General features: G+C 32.3%; 2 protein-coding genes. Both read right to left on the bottom strand.

Annotated elements, in window-relative coordinates:
- Nucleotides 1–402, bottom strand: a 402-nt coding sequence (locus tag ELQ06_RS08550; RefSeq protein WP_087721201.1) for a class I SAM-dependent methyltransferase, incomplete at its 3' end; no start/stop codon positions are given.
- Between the two features lie 55 nt (nt 403–457).
- A partial coding sequence (locus ELQ06_RS08545) for a DUF2972 domain-containing protein (protein WP_134237519.1) occupies nt 458–561 on the bottom strand: 104 nt, incomplete at its 5' end.

Raw genomic sequence — 561 nt, 5'->3', positions numbered from 1 at the left:
CCCCCCCCCTGTCAATATACGATTAAATTCTGGAAGAGATTTTTTAGGATCTGTCCAATGGAAAGAACTAGCCATGATGACCCAATCAGCTTGATTATTGCTCATGCAAGTTTCTTCGCCACTTCCTTTATGCCAAGAAATATTTGATAAATTTTGTGTAAATTTTTGTCCTTCTTCGCGCATATTATCGTTTGGTTCCACAGCACTAATTTGGCATCCAAACATTTCTCCCAACATCTTGGTAAGTTTTCCAGTTCCAGCTCCTACTTCAACAATATTTAAATCTTTAAAATTTTTATTTTTATCATTGATACAAGCTACAAGTTTTTCAAGTAAAAATGGACTATAAGCAGGCCTATTATGATAATGCTTTGCAACCTCTGTAAAATCCCCTTGTTTCATAATTACTTCCTTTCTCTAAATTACATAATATTAATTATAACTTTTTTTTATTAATTTACAAGTCTTTTTCATAGATATCACCATCCAACTCCTTGCACATTTTTTCAAATTCTTGATAGTATTTCCAAGAAGCTACTATATCTGGACGATGTTGTTTAA

The organism is Campylobacter sp. CH246, assembly GCF_004378835.1.
In the GTDB taxonomy this organism is placed as follows: Bacteria; Campylobacterota; Campylobacteria; order Campylobacterales; family Campylobacteraceae; genus Campylobacter_D; species Campylobacter_D jejuni.
The sequence above is the reverse complement of the archived record's forward strand: the minus strand, read 5'-3'. Positions and strand labels throughout refer to the sequence as shown.